Consider the following 15,735-nt stretch of genomic DNA (forward strand, 5'->3'; position numbering starts at 1 on the left):
CCATCACCTCACAGTTGGTTCTATCTTTTCTGCTAAAACCTCGACATACATACCTCGGTTTCTTACATCATCAACGCTTAAAATCTGATATCTGCCATCATCACAAACGATGACCATTTCACTGGTCACCCTAAGGCCAGAAATTTTTCTAAACCTAAATAGGGAAGTTGCAGAAGAAAATGATGCCCTATTTGCCCACCGCTCACTGCCATGCCGATCTTCCTTGTAGGCACGTACACTGGCAAGTATGTTATCGCCTATAGCAGCGAAACCATCCTTGTCTTTAATAGGCTCTGTACTGATGATATCAATAAAGGTGTTCATCTTTCCAAAACTCATAATTTACACCTTCCAATCCCGGTCTAGTCTAAGAAGTAGGTTCACTGTGTTCCAAACCTGCTGCCCCGCTTGTACGCTATCGGCGAAGAAACCAGCCGTCGAGCCATCTCTGCTTTCGTAGAAATGACTCGACAGCATGATTACTGCCTGTTCAGTTGTTGGGGGCATGATGTTTTCAGTGTAATAACCCTCAGCAACATGCTGATAACTTTCCGCATAAGAGACGGCGGCTTTGATGTAATGCAGCAGAAGTCCATCGTCTGCGTCATGCGTCAGGATCAGATTTGCTTTTACTTTAGGGAGAAGATTATCAGTTGTCATGCCGTCCACCTCCCTCCGGTCATTCTTCGTCTGCTGCCATTAACCCAGCCGCTTTTAGTTTAGCGAGCAGAGCATTAAAATCCGTGACAAGAGTGGCTGTATCCTCGGCTATGCTGTCGGCTTGATTAGCAGCCTTTTTTACTAGCCCAGAGACTGACTCCGTAGCATCGGTAGGATATGTTGGAGCATACAGCTTACCGTCTTCGCCGATTTTTACTTCGACGGTATCGTCCTCACCAGCAGCGGCCGCTTTTACACCACCGAGAGTCTCCTCTGTTGCCACGAGAAGCGGATTGGCGGAGAGCCCCGTTACCGAGGCTCCTTCCTTGATTTCAAGTGTTCCGCCTATAACAGTTTTTTCTCCGCCTTGTTCGGTGTAATTCTTAGTGTTATAGCTCATAACGCACCTCCATTAAGCTTTCTGCTGAAGTACTTTTATGGCTTCAGGTAGAATTAATTTTCCATCCACACGCTGAGTTGCAACAAAGCCTACTTGGCCAGTAACAGCATAAAGTTCATTAAGCCTCTTAAATACACGACCCTGACGATCAGCTACCCAGTAATAACTAAAATCACCAAATGCGATACTCTTCGCAGCTGCAGCAATAGTTGGCATATATGCAGAAGTATACAATGGTCGATTAAGGATAGTATCCGGTGTACCTGCCTGTAAGGAAGGTTGCCATAGGTACTGTCCTTGACCATCCTTTAGTTTACGGATTGCTTTTACAGTGGCGTCGTTCATAACGAATACAGCCTTATTACGGTAAGGTGCCTTTAGTGAATAGAACAGATCAAGTACCTCGTCCATAGTAATTGCCGTAGCACCTGCAGTAGTCACACCAATTTGGGCACCACCTGTAGAAGCAAGGATACCTGTCGGTTTTCCAGATCCATCACCGGTAAAGAACGCCTCTTCCTCTTTGTTACCGATACGCCTTGCAAACTCCTTAGAGATGTAGGCTTCAAGATTGAACACAGAATCGTTAAGAAGCTCCTCGGAAACTTTGATCATGGTAGCGAGTTTGTAAGCTCCTATAGAAACCTGTCCGAAGCTATCATCGCTATCTGGGATAGTGCCTTCTTCATCCACCCAGGAAGCAGTACCTTTTGTAGCTACAACAGGAATTTTCCTATCACCAGAAGATGTATTGATAACATTGGCCAGTGAACGGAAAATGTTCTCTTCCTCAAGAGCCTCTACTAAGGTACGTTCAAACTCGTCAGGCACAAGATAACCACCCTCGGAGTCTGTACCAATTTGAAGGGCATTTCTTACGTTTACATCAAGGCCTTCCCCTGCACGAGTACGCATGGCATTCCAGAATGCTTTCTTGTACTCTGCAGACGCACGTCCTGTCTTATCTTCAGCATGTTTGGACGGTGTGTTTGTAATAGGGCTACTAGTGGCTTTGGAAAGTTCTAAGTCAATAACCGCCTGACGTTCCAAACGTTCTATTTCCTTACCAAGTGCAACAACTTCAGCTTCCATCTTTTCATAGGTTTGTGTGTCCTCTGCGGATAACAATCCATCACCGCCACGTTTTGAATCAAGGAATGCCTTCGCCGCATCCCAAACCTTAGCGCGTTTCTCGCGCAATTCAAGAATTTTACTCATTGTTATTTCCTCCTTTAAATTAGTGAGAAATTAAAGAAAGCCGCTTATCCAGCGACTCTATAGGTGTACCTGTTTTTATTTTTTGTTTTTTAGGTAGTTTGCTAATAAGTGAGTTGGTAACCGCCATCCTGCTAAAGATAAGGCTATCCGTCAAATCCGGTGTTTCACTTTCCATAAACATGATCTTATCTGCAAAACCAAGTTCGATGGCTTTGTTTGCATTCATCCATGATTCTGCATCCATCAGATGAGAAAGCTTTATTCGGGAAAGACCAGTCTTTAACTCATAGGCATTAATAATACTTTCCTTAACCTCATCTAATAGAGCTTTAGCTCGCAGCATTTCCTCGCTGTCACCAATGGCAATGGTCGAAGGGTTATGAATCATGATCATGGATACCGGCGACATATATACATCTCCACCCGCCATTGCAATAACAGAAGCTGCACTTGCCGCAAGCCCGTCAATTTTTACAGTGACCTTTCCGGTATAGTCCATAAGCATGTTGTAAATCTGAGCTGCTGCAAACACATCCCCTCCAGGAGAGTTAATCCACACTGTAATATCACCGGTGCCAGCCAGCAGTTCATCTTTGAACATCTTAGGTGTGACCTCATCACCCCACCACGTTTCTTCGGATATCACTCCATTTAAATAGAGAGTGCGCCCTTCATCAGAATCTCGCACCCAATTCCAGAACTTCTTCATTTACTGACCTCCTTCGGTTTTGGCAAACGCTCCTGCGTCAGCCAATTTCGTCATATTTCCGTTAACCAGATATAAATCGCCACCTTCCTCAGCTGGGATACGGTTCATGTCCTCCAATTCACGGATATCATTAGCTGACATCCAGCCATTTTGCCGCCCGATAGCATAGCCATTCATTCGGCTTTGATAATCGCCGCGCAGCAGACCATCTAAATTGAACTTGATGAATACTGATGTTTTCTCAGAAGGCAAAATAAGCGATTGCTGGAGACTTTGCTCCCATCTCACCACCCACGGATCGAGAGTGTATTTTACAAACTCCAAAGACTGCTGCTCGATATTGGAGAAGCTAGATTTCTCAAGATCTCCCACCATATGGGGAGGCACACGGAAAATCCTCGCAATCTCATTGATTTGAAATTTCCGTGTTTCTAAAAACTGAGCCTGTTCTGGAGGTATACCGATGGCTTGAAACTTCATGCCCTCTTCCAATACAGCGATTTTATGTGCCTTAGCTGTGCCTTGGTAAGCACTATTCCAGCTATCCTTGACTCTCTGTATGTCTTTAATTACTCCCGGGTGCTCCAGCACACCGCCGGGATTGGCTCCATTAGCAAAGAATGCCGCACCGTATTCTTCGGTAGCAAGTGACATACCGATTGCATTTTTTGCCATAGCAATAGGGCTATAGCCAATGAGTCCATCAAAGCCTAAGCCTGGTATGTGAAGTACATCATCTTTGCGAAGTGTGACATAGCCGCCCTTTGGATTCAGGCCACTTTCGTCTGTATCCCGGTAGTAGGTATAAACCAGTTCACCATTTGATGCTCGACTTACTTCCATCTTGTTAGGAAGTAGGGGATAAAGCGCAATTGCCTGGCCACGACCATTTCGAACTATCTGTGCATAAGCATTGCCCCAAAGTAAAAGATGACTCATCAGTGTTTCTCGAAACACAAATGAAGTCATCTCTGGATTTGGTTCATCATGAAGAAGGTAATACAAAGGGTGGAAAGGAATCTTTTCTTTACCTCCATCAGAACGATATCTATATACATGTAGTGGCAGTCCAGCAATCGCTTCAGCTAGTATTCTTACGCAGGCATACACCGCTGTTGCTTGCATTGCAGTACGCTCATTTACTGTTTTGCCAGATGATGTACCGCCAAATAGGAAGGAAAATGCGCTACCCACACGGTTTTGCGGTTTGTCCCTTGAACGAAACAGTCCTTTTAATAAATTCATAGGCCTCACCTCCAAATTGAAAGAATTACACCACAAACAATCATTGAAATTTATAGAATTATTAAACCTCTCTCGTCATACACCGAGTCTCCACTATTACCTGGTCCACAGCGGATGGCGCGGTCGAGTGCCATAATAGTTGCCACTGCTCCATCTATTTTTTCTGTACTTTTTTCCTTGTCCGGTTTTATATTTCCAGCCGGATCTGTTTTTATATAGATGTTATCCATCATCCACCGTAGTACTGGATGCCCGCCGTGTGCTATTCTTTCTTCTAATGTCAATTTCATAAGTTCCTTTGTAGGTGGTGACATATCTTTAAAACCTTGACCGAAAGGAACTACAGTAAAGCCTAACCCTTCAAGATTTTGCACCATCTGAACAGCGCCCCAGCGGTCAAAAGCAATCTCTCGAATGTTGTACTTTTCCCCCAGTTCTTCAATGAATTTTTCAATGTATCCATAATGGACTACATTTCCCTCGGTGGTTAAAATATAGCCTTGCTTCTCCCAAAGGTCGTATTGCACGTGGTCTCGTCGCACTCGGAGGTCAATATTATCCTCCGGCATCCAAAAATACGGGAGAACGGTATATTTATCTGTTTCATCTTCCGGTGGGAACACCAGCACGAAGGCTGTAATGTCAGTGGTAGAGGATAAATCAAGTCCTCCATAGCATACTCTACCTTCAAGGCTCTCTGGTTTTACTGGAAACGCACAGGCATCCCACTTTGCCATTGGCATCCAACGGACAGATTGCTTAACCCACTGGTTCAGACGCAGCTGTCGAAAGCTATTTTCCTCTGCAGGGTTCTGCTTTGCACTTTCACAAGCGGCTCTAACTTTATCGATACTTACTGTAATTCCTAAGCTTGGATTTGCTTTCTTCCATACTTTAGGATCAGTCCAATCATCCTCTTCTTTGGCACCGTAGATTACGGGATAAAAAGTAGGATCGTATTTTCTGCCCTCAATAATATCAACCGCTTTTTGGTGTGTTTCATAGCAGATACTCTGGGTATCCGTCCCTGCAGTGGTGATAAGAAAATATAGCGGTTGGGTTCTCGCATCACCAGACCCTTTTGTCATAACATCAAATAGTTTCCTATTTGGCTGAGTATGAAGTTCATCAAAAACAACACCATGTATATTGAAGCCGTGTTTTGAATAGGCTTCAGCCGACAATACCTGATAAAAGCTGTTGGTCGGCAGGTACACCAGTCGTTTAGTTGAAGCCAGCAACTTCACTCGTTTATTCAGCGCTGGACACATCCGCACCATATCGGCTGCTACTTCAAATACAATTGATGCCTGCTGGCGATCTGCGGCACAACCGTATACCTCTGCTCGTTCTTCACCATCTCCACAAGTGAGGAGAAGTGCGATTGCTGCTGCAAGCTCGCTTTTTCCCATCTTTTTAGGTATTTCTATATAAGCCGTGTTAAACTGCCGGTATCCATTAGGTTTTAAGATACCGAATAAATCACGGACAATTTGCTCCTGCCAATCGATAAGTTCAAAAGGCTTGCCTGCCCATGAACCTTTCGTATGGGAGAGTGCTTCGATAAAAGCCACAGCGTAATCAGCAGCGTCCTTATCGTAATATGACCCTTCAGCTATAAAGGCGGTCGGCTTATATTTCTTCAGTTTCCGCATAAACACCGCCCCTTTTATGGAAAAGGACATAAGAAAAGAGCCTCAATCCTATAGATGAAGCTCTTTTCTCTATCCTATTTAGATTTAGTTATTTCTTTATATCCACTTCACCCGTCAGTATGAAATGGGCATATTCTGCTTTATGGTCTATTAAATAGACTACCAATTCATAAAACCCTCGTTCATTTGCCTCATACTGTACTCGGTCCACATCAAACATATTTGTGACTCCACTTTCTCGTATGGAAAGGATTTGTTGCTTAATTATCTCATTCATTGGCTACCTCCTCCGATTCTACTGAATCGGTTGTCGCTTTGCGCAGGATTTCCACATCGAAGCCTGCACTCTTATAGCCTTCTAAAATTGTACTGTAATAATAACAGCTCGGCTGTCCAAGCGGCCTCCCATCATTCATGATGTATACCATCGCCTTAACGGTTTTACCCCCCAACTTCACTTTTATTGTTTCCTTGCGATAAAGGAACGGCCATCCCTCGTAACGGTCAAGTGCCGCTTCATCGACAGGTGTGATTTCCCACACTAAAACGGGTACGTTGCCACCCTTAAAAGGCTCGATAGTCGCCACAGCGCCTGCGTGTGCCCCTCTAAATAATAAACGGTGGTCATTGATTTGACTTGCTCCTACCACCTTCGCTGTGGGGCATCTGTTGGCCATTTGTTTCAGGTTAAGGTTGGAGCCATAGGCAAGATATAATTTATTCTTCATTGTAATCCTCCTTCTTAGCTTTGTGGGTTAGGGGCAGCTCAGGCCGCCCGAAACCGCCATGCAGCTGAACCCGAAAGTGCTGCGGTCAAATGCTCTCTGCAGTTTGCAAATTCATCACCAATGAAACCAATCCGGTTTAGGTAGGTTCTCATGGCAAATTTCTCGTTCTCCACCTGTGGCTTCTTTGCTGATGCACACTTTTGTGTTAAGGCTTGATGGTTGATGGCAAGCGCTAGAACAATGTAGCTTCTCATCTTTCCAGCATGAAGCTCGCTGTTAAAACCTCTAAGTTCAACTGTATGGTTTCCGGTAAAAAAGCTGTGAAGGTTGAGGAAATGGTAGCGGCTGTTGTGGTAATGAGTGCTTCTACTCTCGCTGTAACCCTCGTACCAAATGTCCTCAATTTGTCTCATGGTTTTAGGCTTTTTGTGGTTCATCTTCTCAACCAAAATGCTGTCCATCTTTTTGCAGTAGCGCATTCGCTCCGGTGCAATCTGTAGTGCTTTATAAAATAAGTCATTTTTACTTGCAATGATATTTATAAAGTTTCGAATACTTCTTGGGGTATGTTCAGCACCGTCTAGATGAATGTGAATGCCGCAAGATGTATTTGTAAAGGCTCCAGCTTTGCGAAGCTTTCTTACTATCTCCTGCAAAGTTTCAATGTCCTCCCGGTAAGTTAGGATTGGGCTAACTAGCTCAACGCTATAATCTCTACCTGCAGCTACTTTTCTTCTACCTTCTTTTCTTTGACAGTGAATGCTCCCATCATACATAAATCTCCAAACTCTACCATCTGGAGTTTTTACCTTCTTAGTGTCGTAGTAAGTCCCGCCTTCACTATAAGTGCCTTGCAAAAACTCTGCAGCAACTCTGGCTGCCCTTTCCCTTGTAATCCCTGTAAATTCAATCTCGATTCCGAATTTTGCACTTAACATCGTATCTCGCTCCTTTTAAAGTGTGTTTGTCCTTTCGGCATGTACATATATCACTCTAAAAGGCTTATATAGCAAGACAATTCTGCAATATAAATCTACATATTTACTGCCATATTGGTCTTAAAATGTGTATGTTTACTCTTCGATTTTCCTGCATAAATCCTCTCCAAAGACCACTCCAAGGGAACTGCCTGAATCCCAACTGACGTGGATAGTTCCCATATCATCAACACTAGTAACCGTACCTTTATCTCCTGGCTGAAGCTTGGTATAAGGGTCATTCATCTTAAGTAGCATGACACGAGTTCCTGGAGTGTAATTACTTCTAAGTTGCTTTAGCATTTCTGGATGAATGATATTCATTATTCACTCACCTCCTCATGCTTGGCACTTCCGCTTTTGAAGGCAGAGCTACCCGACAGTTTGGAGAGGAGAATTTTTCGTTCTGTTTTGTATTCTGGCCCGATAAAGCCAAGTCTTAGAAGGAAACAACGGAAAGCGTACTTTTCATTCTCCACTGATTTCTCGGTCGAGTTGACGCGAGTCTGTTTCTTTGCCATTTCACAAAGTGCTGTTACAAAGTGGGTATAAGCCTTAACCTCCTCTGCGGAGCACTTACTTTTGAACCAAGGGAAGGTTATAAATTCCTCATTTATGATAATGGGAATAGAGTCAGTATCAAGTGCTTTCTTTATAAGGGTTTCTTTGCTTTCTACCAATCCTTTTAGGTTACCAAGTGCAGTTTCGCTAAAACCCTCCCTCGGCATTTGAATAATCAAACTAATAGCTTCTTCGGTTTCATTTGATTCGCTGTATACGGGAGGTTCTTCGTAATCACTATTTGGACTTACCCTACCCCCAAGAGCCGCTTCATTAGGAACTTGAATATTTTCAAGAACAGGCTCTGCTGCTGGAATTGGTGTGTCAAATTCTACTGTAACCGCCTTAAAGTCATGAAGGCCTAATAGATTATTAACCAGTTCAGAATTTATTGGTCCTCTGACTACCCCGTTTTTGTCAATGTTGTAGTCTGCCACTTCATATGCAAATGTAGGTGCTCCAAGATATCTTGCAGGAGCATTCAGTTTTTGGCTGATTGCGTTGACTAGCTCTTTTCTTTTTGCTCCTGTGACATTATAGTTTATCTGCATTTTTTATACCGCCTTTCTATTTTCGGTACATACATATATCACTCTAAAGGCTGTTAATATCAAGTCATTTAGAGCATCTTTCTGTAGAAAATACTGTTCCATTAATCGGCGGTAGCAACGTCTGGCAGGTCACAATATCTTATTTTCGAACCATCTCTTAAAAGAAACACACCGTCTGAGTTTCCAACTTGCTCAATATACCTTTTCACAATAACATCACAGTACTTTTCATCCAGTTCAATGGTGTAACAGATTCTATCTGTCTGCTCACAGGCAATCAGTGTGCTTCCTGAACCACCAAAAGGATCAAGCACGATACAATTAGAAAGGCTTGAATTCAAAATAGGGTAGGCCACAAGTGCAACTGGCTTCATCGTAGGATGATCACTGTTTTTCTTCGGTTTCTCAAATTCCCAGATGGTGGTCTGCTTTCTATCGGAATACCAGTTATGCTTACCTTTCTTTTTCCACCCAAAGAGAATAGGCTCATGCTGCCACTGATAAGGGGAGCGACCGAGAACAAGGGACTGCTTTTTCCATATACAAGTACCGGAAAGATAAAATCCTGCATCAGAGAATGCTCTTCTAAAATTGAGTCCTTCGGTATCCGCATGGAATACATAAATAGAAGCGTCCTTTGCCATCGCTGCTTCGGTGTTCTGAAATGCTGCAAGCAGGAAATCGTAGAACGCTTCGTTAGCCATATTGTCATTTTTGATTTTTCCAGCGGTGCCTTCATAGTTAACGTTATATGGAGGGTCCGTAACTACCAAATTAGCAGTTTTCCCATCCATCAAGACATCAAAGGTGTCTTTCTTTGTACTGTCTCCGCAGACTAATCGATGCTGTCCAAGTAGCCAAATATCCCCTAAATGCGAAACAGCGGGCTTTTTCAGCTCGCTGTCTACATCGAAATCATCTTCTTTTATATTATCCTTAAGGGAATCCTTGAAAAGATCGTCCAACTCTCCTGGGTCAAAACCTGTCAAAGACACATCAAAGTCTGAAGCATTTAAGTCCGTGATGAGAAGTGCTAATTTGTCTTTATCCCAATCACCACTTATTTTATTTAGTGCAATGTTCAGCGCCTTCTCCTTTTGCTCATCCATTTCAACAACTACGCATTCTATCTCATCCATGCCCATACTCAGCAGGATTTTCAAACGCTGATGACCTCCGATGACTCTGCCTGTGGTCTTATTCCATATTACGGGTTCTACATATCCAAACTCCTCAAGGGAGCGTTTAAGTTTCTCATATTCCGGATCACCCGGTTTTAAATCCTTCCTTGGGTTATATTCAGCGGGGATGAGTTGTTTCGTTTTAATCTTCTCTATCAACATACTTTTCCACCGCCTTTCTAAATTCACTGTACTTATTTACATCCTCCCACGGGAATAGACAACTATTAAAGTGACCATAAACAGCTGTATCAGAGTAAATCACATTCCTTAGACGCAACTTCTCTATGATTGCCGCAGGTCTTAAATTGAAAATCTCCTGTGCAGCAAGAGTTAATATTTCGTCAGAAACAATACCTGTGCCAAGAGTATTTACAGAAAAGGCTACAGGATTTGCCTTACCTATGGCATAGGATATACTAACTTCACATCTCTTTGCATATCCACACCAGACGATATGCTTTGCAATGTACCGAGCCATATAGGCACCGCTTCGGTCAACTTTGGTGGGGTCTTTACCACTAAGTGCGCCACCTCCATGGGATGCAAGTCCTCCATAGGTATCAACCATAATTTTTCTACCAGTTAAGCCTGTATCGGCAGCGGGACCACCAAGAACAAACTGCCCCGACGGATTGATGAGAAGTTCTGTTTCATCATCAAAAGGGAAGTCCTCAAAGCACTGCCATAAGACGTTGTTAAGGATACCCGCCTTAAGTTCTTCCAGTGTTTTATTCTTATCATGCTGCACCGAAATCACAATCGTCTTTATTCTTACTGGAGTGTCATCTTCATACTCCACTGTTACCTGTGCTTTACCATCAGGAAAAGTCCCTTTTATCAGTTTTCCTTTGCGACAATCATCCAGTCTCTTTACGATTCTGTGGGAAAGCACAAGGGGCAGGGGAAGCATTTCTCTTGTTTCCTTTGTAGCATAACCATACATAGTTCCCTGGTCTCCAGCACCGATGGAACCGTACTGTTCGTTTATCCCATTTCGTGCTTCCAGTGCGGTGTTCACACCAGCCGCAATATCTACACTTTGATTATGTACATATACATAAATCAAAAATTTTAGAGGATTGTATCCCACATCCTTTAGTACATTTTTTACAATGTCTCTAATATTCACTTTCTCGCTGCAGGAGATCTCGCCCGCCACGATAATTTTTCCTTTAGTCGCCATTACCTCACAAGCGACACGTGATGCCTTATCTTTACGTAGGCATGCTTCCAAAATGCTATCTGCAATAATGTCGCATAGTTTATCAGGATGTCCAGCACATACACTTTCTGCTGTTAAATATCTCTTACTCATTACATCATATCTCCTCATCTTTATTTTCCTCTGCGGGCAGATAGCAATCGCTCCATCACATCGTCTTGTGGGTTTAAACCAGAGTACTCTGTAGCACAGTTCTCCCTAACGATTTGATATATCTCCATCCATAGCCTGTTTGTCTGACTCATAAAGCTCTGGCTCATCGCTACATAAGGACTTTGAATTGCATTGCCGGTAGTGGGATGCTTGGCTAGAAAACCAAACTCGGTTACCGCTTCCTCACACTGTATCCATCTGGCCGCACTCATGGCATACCGTTCTAGAAGCTGTGGAAGTACCAAATGGGCACATTCTCGCTCCTCAAGCCATTTCCATGTAATTTCATAGATTTCACTCGCTTCTAAGGTTTTCCCATCCTTTTGCACTGCGGAGAGCATGGCCCTTGGTTTTGGCATTTCCTGCCCCTTCAGGTCAGCAGTATTCTTGAACTCGACGACTTCAAGCTTTCTTTTACCGGGATTTCCCTCAGCAATTTTGTCAGCAAGTGGTTTTTTCTTTTGACCGGAGCCTATACGGGCGCCGCCTCGATTTGTTCCATCTTTGGCCATTCACTCACCTCTTTTCATCGATGGGCCTATTACCCCGTTTGAAACCGCGAATTTTCACGCGTTACCCCACGCCCGTTGCACATCTAAAAAGCTGTGGAGATTTGACTCCCCTACCGGGTTCCCCAACGGTCTCCATCTTTTGCAGTGATGGTAGAGTGACAGGAAGTACAAAGGGACATCAGATTGCTTCTATCATGGGTTCCACCTCTTGCTAGAGGAAGAATGTGATGCACCTCGGTTGCTGGGGTCAGCTTTCCTTGTCGTTTACACTCCTCGCAAAGAGGATGAGCCGCAATGTAGCGGTCACGTATTCTTTTCCATGCACGACCATATCGCTTACGAGTTGCTGGATCGCGGTCATACTTTTCATACCGTGCAGCTTCCTTTTTAGCATGTTCTTTACAAAAACCTCTGTCAGTCAGCTCTGGACAACCAGGATAAGAGCATGGACGCTTAGGTTTCCTTGGCATACTACACCTCCTTTTACCCATAGAAAAAGCCCTCGCAGGAGAAATGCTCCCGTGAAGGCTTCTGTTTATTAATATTCCATACTACCATTATATAACTTTCACTACGGACAAACAGTGTCATCGTATGCCAAACTGTGCCAAAGTGTGCCAACCTTTTGCAAGAAATCAAATTATTGCGTACAAAAACCACCAATAGATATTTTAAAATATCCAAAGTTATTGACATGTTTATTGTCAATTATTATAATAAAATTGTCCAATATCTTTGACATAGGTGATACTGTTGAAAAATAAAATTAAAACAATACGGAACAAATTGGGGATAACACAAGAACAACTTGCTAAGAAGTGTGGAGTTGTTAGACAAACAATAAATTGTATAGAGAATGATAAATATGATCCCACACTGGAATTGGCTTTCAAATTATCAAAAACGTTAAAAGTAAAGGTAGATGAATTGTTTATTTATGAATAAATTTCATTCAAATTATATAATAACAATGAAAGATATTGTAAGAGAAGGTAATGATATCTTACATCGACCAACACTAGAAGTGATGGTTCCTCCCTCTGAGGAAGATAAGGAAACATTAACCAGTATGATGAATTTCTTAAAAAATAGTCAAGACTCTATTCTATCAAAAAAATATAAATTACGTGGAGGGGTTGGATTATCCGCGAACCAGATTGGCTTGAATAAGCGAATGTTTGTAGTGTATTTCACTGACGAGAAGGGAAAAGAACATGAGTATACTCTTATTAATCCAAAAATAATAAGCCATTCAGTTTCTATGATTTACTTACCACCAAGTGAAGGTTGCCTTTCTGTTGATCGAGTTATAGACGGGTTCGTGCCAAGATATGAGAGAATTAAAGTAAAAGGGTTTAATTTAGAAGGAGAAGAAATAATATTAAAACTCAATGGCTATTCTTCTATTGTTATTCAACATGAAATAGATCACCTAAATGGAATTATGTTTTATGAGCGTATCAATAAAGAAAACCCTTTCAAACTACCAGAAAACTGTAAAAGCTTATACTAAAATCACGCATTAGGTCGGTATTCAAAATGAGCTGTTGTTTTGACAGCTCATTTTAAATTTAATTACTCATTAAAAGTGAAATACTGATTATTTGAATCACTGCGATTTTCCCACATTGACTAAGGTATTGGAGGCCTTTTGATTCTCTTCCCCATTATTATCAGGTTACTCCTTTTCATTTAGGCACCTTTAAATGTTGCAAAGCGGATGAATGGAGTCTATGCACGGTTCTCATAGAAACATTAAGGTTAACACAGATTTCTTCCCAGTTAAGAAAGTTAATGTATCGGTAACGAAGAAGCAGCTTCTCATCCACATTTTCCATCTGGTTAATCGCTTCACGGATATCTGATTTCAGCTCTATCAATCGTTCAACCTCTTGCTGTATTTGTTGCTCCAAATCTATTATTCTAATCACATATTTTTCAAAGGGTGGGTCAGTACTCTTAGTTCGACTCACTTTTTCCTCAAGAACGGGGGATGAAACACTTCTTGATAGATCCCTTAAGTTTTTCAACTCTTCAAGGTCGGAGTTAATCAATTCATTCAGGCGATAAGCTTGTTTTAAGAATTCCTTAGCTGTCATCATCGCACCACCTCCTCTTGTAGCTGTTGAATTAGCATGTCAGGGTTTAGAGAGGTAAGGACATTGAACAATTCAGAATGAAAGAAGCACTCCACCTCACGTTTCGTATATAAAGCAGAATCATTGCGAGGGTGTTTTGCTAGTCTTTTCAGTGCAAAACGATAATCCTTTACTGCCTGTAGAATAATGGCATTTGCCAGTTTTTCAAATGCATCCATCATACAGCATCCCTCGCTTTCCCAAGATTTGCTTTGACCGCATTAATAAGATCGGATTGTGTCTTTTCCTTTCGTCTCAAGGCATTCATAACATCTTCATCAATCGTGCCTTTAGTAATAATGTGATGAATAACCACTGTCTCATTTTGACCTTGTCTCCAAAGTCTCGCATTTGTTTGCTGATAGAGTTCTAGACTCCAAGTAAGTCCAAACCAGATAAGCGTTGAACCTCCACTTTGTAAGTTGAGACCGTGTCCCGCTGATGCAGGATGAATAACCGCTACAGAAATATCTCCGTTGTTCCAATCCTTGATATCCTTGGAAGTTTTAATTTCTCTGACATTGAATTTTGCCTTAATACGCTCTAAATCGTGATTATACCAATAGGCAATAAGCACAGGTTTTCCGTTAGCACCTTCAATTAAATCCTCAAGAGCATCTAACTTGCGGTCGTGGATAATATGAGTGTTTTTATCATCATCATAGATCGCACCGTTTGCCATTTGCAGAAGTTTTCCTGAAAGGACTGCTGCATTCATGGCATCTATTTCCTCATCAGCAAATTCAAAAACCATCTCTTCACGAAAGTGATCATATACGGATTGTTCCTTGTCATTTAGATACACAGGCACTTCATTGATCATGCACTCTGGCATTTTCAGAAAATCCACTGATTTCATGGAAATGGTGATATCCGAAATGAGCCGATATATGGCATCTTCAGCACCTGGCAATGGTTTATATGAAAATACGATTTGCTGATTACGTTTATCTGGTGTAAAGAAGGAATTGCGGTAGTGAGTTATGTACCTGCCGAGTCTTTTACCCATGTCAAGAATACGAAACTCTGCCCACAAATCCATTAATCCATTACTCGATGGTGTACCCGTAAGACCCACAATCCGTTTTGCCCTTGGTCTGACTTTTAGTAGACTTTTAAATCTTTTGGCACCATAGGACTTAAAGGATGATAGTTCATCGATGACCACCATGTCATAATCAAAAGGGATGCCACTTTTGTTTACCAACCAGTCAACATTTTCTCTATTTATAAGATAGACACTTGCAGGTTTCCTAAGAGCTGCCAACCGCTCCTGTTCTGTTCCGATGGCTACCGAAAACTCCAGTCCTTTTAAATGCTCCCACTTATTTATCTCAGCTGGCCAAGTATCCCTAGCTACTCGAAGTGGGGCAATGACCAGAACCTTTCCAATTTCAAAACTATCAAGACAAAGGTCGAATATAGCAGTTAGAGTAATGACGCTTTTGCCAAGACCCATTTCTAAAAACACCGCAGCAATGGGATGCTCTAGAATGAAGTTCGTTGCATAGGTCTGATATTTATGAGGATTGTATTTCACCGAGTATCCCTCCAATCTGCTTAACATCATCAATGACATAGCAGGCAAAGCCTAACTTCTGTAATTGCTTTATTCTTCTAATCTGTAACAGGCGAGGTTTCTTTCCGGGAGCCTTTAATTCCACAAATGCCATCTTCCCATGCGGTAAAAGCACTAGGCGGTCTGGCATTCCATCTAAACCTGGGCTAACAAACTTCGCAGCGATGCCTCCCATCTTTTTTACCTCAGCCACCAGTTTCTTTTCGATATATTTTTCAAGCATAAATACCTCCCATATAAAAA

General features: G+C 42.2%; 22 protein-coding genes. 2 read left to right on the forward strand and 20 right to left on the reverse strand.

The genetic code is table 11. The features are described from left to right. Positions 1-3 precede the first annotated feature (3 nt). The 16 genes from CKL_RS12890 to CKL_RS12965 form a co-directional block, all read right to left on the reverse strand. The gene (locus CKL_RS12890) at positions 4-339 is read right to left on the reverse strand and encodes a head-tail adaptor protein (RefSeq protein WP_012102981.1); all 336 of its coding nucleotides are present in this window, start codon (positions 337-339) and stop codon (positions 4-6) included. Positions 340-342: 3 nt separating this feature from the next. Next, positions 343-660, reverse strand: coding sequence for a head-tail connector protein (locus tag CKL_RS12895; protein WP_012102982.1), 318 nt, complete (start codon positions 658-660; stop codon positions 343-345). Between the two features lie 19 nt (positions 661-679). Next, positions 680-1,060 carry a head fiber protein gene (locus CKL_RS12900; RefSeq protein WP_012102983.1) on the reverse strand — a complete coding sequence of 127 codons (381 nt, stop codon included), beginning with the start codon at positions 1,058-1,060 and terminating at the stop codon, positions 680-682. Positions 1,061-1,072: 12 nt separating this feature from the next. Continuing rightward, on the reverse strand, positions 1,073-2,278 hold the full coding sequence (locus CKL_RS12905; protein ID WP_012102984.1) for a phage major capsid protein: 1,206 nt from the start codon (positions 2,276-2,278) through the stop codon (positions 1,073-1,075). 19 nt (positions 2,279-2,297) lie between these two features. Next, positions 2,298-2,987, reverse strand: a complete 690-nt coding sequence (locus CKL_RS12910) for a head maturation protease, ClpP-related (RefSeq protein WP_012102985.1) — start codon at positions 2,985-2,987, stop codon at positions 2,298-2,300. Then, entirely contained in the window at positions 2,988-4,232 is a 1,245-nt protein-coding gene (locus CKL_RS12915) for a phage portal protein (RefSeq protein WP_012102986.1), read from the reverse strand. Positions 4,233-4,282: 50 nt separating this feature from the next. Then, a complete protein-coding gene (locus tag CKL_RS12920) occupies positions 4,283-5,887 on the reverse strand; it encodes a terminase large subunit (protein WP_041700827.1) in 1,605 nt (534 codons plus the stop codon). Between the two features lie 88 nt (positions 5,888-5,975). Continuing rightward, a complete protein-coding gene (locus CKL_RS12925; RefSeq protein WP_012102988.1) occupies positions 5,976-6,164 on the reverse strand; it encodes a DUF5049 domain-containing protein in 189 nt (62 codons plus the stop codon). Continuing rightward, positions 6,157-6,615, reverse strand: coding sequence for a gamma-glutamylcyclotransferase family protein (locus CKL_RS12930; protein ID WP_012102989.1), 459 nt, complete (start codon positions 6,613-6,615; stop codon positions 6,157-6,159). Before CKL_RS12930 ends, CKL_RS12925 begins: the two co-directional genes overlap by 8 nt. A gap of 38 nt (positions 6,616-6,653) precedes the next feature. Beyond that, positions 6,654-7,553 (reverse strand): amidoligase family protein, encoded by a 900-nt coding sequence (locus tag CKL_RS12935; protein WP_012102990.1) that lies wholly within the window; start codon positions 7,551-7,553, stop codon positions 6,654-6,656. A 135-nt stretch (positions 7,554-7,688) separates the two neighbouring features. Beyond that, the gene (locus tag CKL_RS12940) at positions 7,689-7,916 is read right to left on the reverse strand and encodes a DUF4314 domain-containing protein (RefSeq protein WP_012102991.1); all 228 of its coding nucleotides are present in this window, start codon (positions 7,914-7,916) and stop codon (positions 7,689-7,691) included. After that, positions 7,916-8,704: a hypothetical protein gene (locus CKL_RS12945; protein ID WP_012102992.1), complete on the reverse strand. Its 789-nt coding sequence runs from the start codon at positions 8,702-8,704 to the stop codon at positions 7,916-7,918. The genes CKL_RS12940 and CKL_RS12945 overlap by 1 nt, the downstream gene beginning before the upstream one ends. Before the next feature lie 101 nt (positions 8,705-8,805). Then, positions 8,806-10,047 (reverse strand): site-specific DNA-methyltransferase, encoded by a 1,242-nt coding sequence (locus CKL_RS12950; protein ID WP_012102993.1) that lies wholly within the window; start codon positions 10,045-10,047, stop codon positions 8,806-8,808. Beyond that, positions 10,028-11,203 carry a methionine adenosyltransferase gene (gene metK / locus CKL_RS12955; protein WP_148204851.1) on the reverse strand — a complete coding sequence of 392 codons (1,176 nt, stop codon included), beginning with the start codon at positions 11,201-11,203 and terminating at the stop codon, positions 10,028-10,030. The genes CKL_RS12950 and metK overlap by 20 nt, the downstream gene beginning before the upstream one ends. Before the next feature lie 20 nt (positions 11,204-11,223). After that, positions 11,224-11,775, reverse strand: coding sequence for a P27 family phage terminase small subunit (locus CKL_RS12960; protein WP_012102995.1), 552 nt, complete (start codon positions 11,773-11,775; stop codon positions 11,224-11,226). A gap of 110 nt (positions 11,776-11,885) precedes the next feature. Further along, on the reverse strand, positions 11,886-12,245 hold the full coding sequence (locus CKL_RS12965; RefSeq protein ID WP_012102996.1) for an HNH endonuclease: 360 nt from the start codon (positions 12,243-12,245) through the stop codon (positions 11,886-11,888). A gap of 283 nt (positions 12,246-12,528) precedes the next feature. Between CKL_RS12965 and CKL_RS12970 the strand changes: the two genes are divergently transcribed. Together CKL_RS12970 and def are read left to right on the forward strand one after the other, a co-directional pair. Further along, positions 12,529-12,720 carry a helix-turn-helix transcriptional regulator gene (locus tag CKL_RS12970; RefSeq protein WP_041700829.1) on the forward strand — a complete coding sequence of 64 codons (192 nt, stop codon included), beginning with the start codon at positions 12,529-12,531 and terminating at the stop codon, positions 12,718-12,720. Positions 12,721-12,745: 25 nt separating this feature from the next. After that, positions 12,746-13,288 carry a peptide deformylase gene (def, locus tag CKL_RS12975; protein ID WP_012620741.1) on the forward strand — a complete coding sequence of 181 codons (543 nt, stop codon included), beginning with the start codon at positions 12,746-12,748 and terminating at the stop codon, positions 13,286-13,288. A gap of 175 nt (positions 13,289-13,463) precedes the next feature. Here def and CKL_RS12980 read toward each other — a convergent pair whose 3' ends face one another. The 4 genes from CKL_RS12980 to CKL_RS12995 are packed head-to-tail and all read right to left on the reverse strand — an operon-like array spanning position 13,464 to position 15,715. Then, complete coding sequence (locus tag CKL_RS12980; protein ID WP_012102998.1) at positions 13,464-13,877, reverse strand: DUF1492 domain-containing protein; 414 nt, start codon at positions 13,875-13,877, stop codon at positions 13,464-13,466. Further along, positions 13,874-14,095, reverse strand: coding sequence for a hypothetical protein (locus CKL_RS12985; RefSeq protein ID WP_264371224.1), 222 nt, complete (start codon positions 14,093-14,095; stop codon positions 13,874-13,876). Before CKL_RS12985 ends, CKL_RS12980 begins: the two co-directional genes overlap by 4 nt. Next, positions 14,092-15,453, reverse strand: coding sequence for a DEAD/DEAH box helicase (locus CKL_RS12990; RefSeq protein WP_012102999.1), 1,362 nt, complete (start codon positions 15,451-15,453; stop codon positions 14,092-14,094). The genes CKL_RS12985 and CKL_RS12990 overlap by 4 nt, the downstream gene beginning before the upstream one ends. Further along, positions 15,434-15,715, reverse strand: a complete 282-nt coding sequence (locus CKL_RS12995) for a VRR-NUC domain-containing protein (RefSeq protein ID WP_012103000.1) — start codon at positions 15,713-15,715, stop codon at positions 15,434-15,436. The genes CKL_RS12990 and CKL_RS12995 overlap by 20 nt, the downstream gene beginning before the upstream one ends. Positions 15,716-15,735: the final 20 nt, after the last annotated feature.

The organism is Clostridium kluyveri DSM 555, assembly GCF_000016505.1.
Classification (GTDB): Bacteria; Bacillota; Clostridia; order Clostridiales; family Clostridiaceae; genus Clostridium_B; species Clostridium_B kluyveri.